The sequence below is a fragment of the Kitasatospora sp. NPDC057542 genome (genome assembly GCF_042801945.1).
Lineage (GTDB): Bacteria > Actinomycetota > Actinomycetes > Streptomycetales > Streptomycetaceae > Kitasatospora.
On the sequence record NZ_JBHVFE010000816.1, the window covers coordinates 1 to 1653 of the forward strand.

Annotated in this window: 2 protein-coding genes; both read left to right on the forward strand. The window is 70.7% G+C overall.

From position 1 onward, the window contains the following. Positions 1 to 660: cytochrome P450 (locus ACFU7Y_RS43790; protein ID WP_380772033.1), on the forward strand; the 660-nt coding region annotated here is incomplete at its 5' end. Between the two features lie 4 nt (positions 661 to 664). After that, positions 665 to 1653: cytochrome P450 (locus ACFU7Y_RS43795; RefSeq protein WP_380772035.1), on the forward strand; the 989-nt coding region annotated here is incomplete at its 3' end.

The window sequence follows — 1653 nt, forward strand, 5'->3', positions numbered from 1 at the left end:
CTCGAACTGACGCCGCTGCTCACCTGGTTGGTGATCTCGGCCGGCGCCGCACTGCCCGGTAGGCCCAAGCCCGGCGACGACCTCACCGAACTCGGCAAGCTCACCGCGAAGGCGGCCAACTACCAGGACCGCCGGTACGCGCTGGGCATGTACCGCCGAGCCGCCGCACCCGTCTGCTTCACCATCTCCACCCTGGTCGCGAACGCGCTCTGGCTCGGCTCGCCGTTCGACGACAGCACGCCGAACCGGAACATCATCTTCGAGTCACTGCGCCTGCTGCCGCCGTCGTGGAACATCCTGCGCCGCGCATCGCCCGAGTACCCCGCGCTCGATCCGCGGATCGGCGCGGGCGACGACATCCTCGTCCTGCCGCTGCTCTCACATCGCGACCCGGCGCTATGGGAGGACCCGGACGAGTTCCGCCCGGAGCGCTGGGACCACCTCGACCCGGACAGCACTCCCGGCTACCTGCCGTTCGGGCACTCCTCCGAACGCTGCTGGGGCCGGCACATGGTGATGCCGCTCGCCGAACTGCTGCTGGACCAGATCCGGGCAGCCGGCCTGGTCGTCGACCCCGAGCAGCGGACCGCCAAGGTGCCACTGCTCGGTCTGCTCGGCGTCAGCGAGGTCCGCGTCCTGAAGGCACGCGATGCACACTGATCACATGCACACCGAACACGGCGCTACCGAATCGGAGTTCGCCGACGGCCGGTTCTACGCCGACCCGCACGCCGCGTACCGCCGCTGGCGCACCGAGGGCGGCGCCCGCAAGGTCCGGTTCGGCGGCGCGGCCGGACTCGAAGGCTGGGTCGTCACGGGCCACGCCGAGTGCCGGACCGCCCTCGCCGACCCCCGGCTGAGCAAGAAGGCCGTCACCGAGGCGTTCGCCCAACACGTCGGGAACTCCGAGGGCGGCCCGGGCCGCGACCTGATGACGCATATGCTCAACTCCGACCCCCCGGAACACACCCGACTTCGCAAGCTGGTCCAACAGGCTTACACCGGGCGGCAGGTGGCGACCCTACGACCGATGGTCGAGCGCCACGTCGGCGCACTGCTGGACCAGCTGGACGGGCTCGACTCGGCCGAGCTGATCAGCGAGTTCGCGCTGCCGCTGCCACTCGCGGTGGTCTTCGAGCTGTTCGGCGCGCCGCAGGCCGAACGGGAGAACCTCCAAGTCCGGGGCAACGCGGTCGATGCCGGCCCGGAGGACGACGGCGGGGCGGACGGCGAGGTCTCGGTGGAGACCGCCGAAGGCATGGCGGACTACCTGCGCGCCCTGGTCGACCACAAGCGCACCCACCCGGGCGACGACCTGATCTCCGAACTGCTCGCCGCCCAGGCGGACGGCGACCGGCTGACCGAGGCCGAGATCACCTCGATGGCGTTCCTGCTCGCGATCGCCGGCCACCAGAGCACCGTCAACCTGATCGCGAACGGCATCCACGCGCTGCTCTGCCACACCGAGCAACTCGCGGCGCTGCGTGCGAATCCGGAGCTACTTCCCGGCGCGATCGAGGAAGTCCTGCGCTACGAGAGCCCGTTCAGCGTCGCCTCGCTACGCCGCACGACCGAGCCGGTGACCATCGCGGGCACCACGATCCCGGCCGGCGAGTTCGTCCAGATCGCGCTGCTCGCCGCCAACCGCGACCC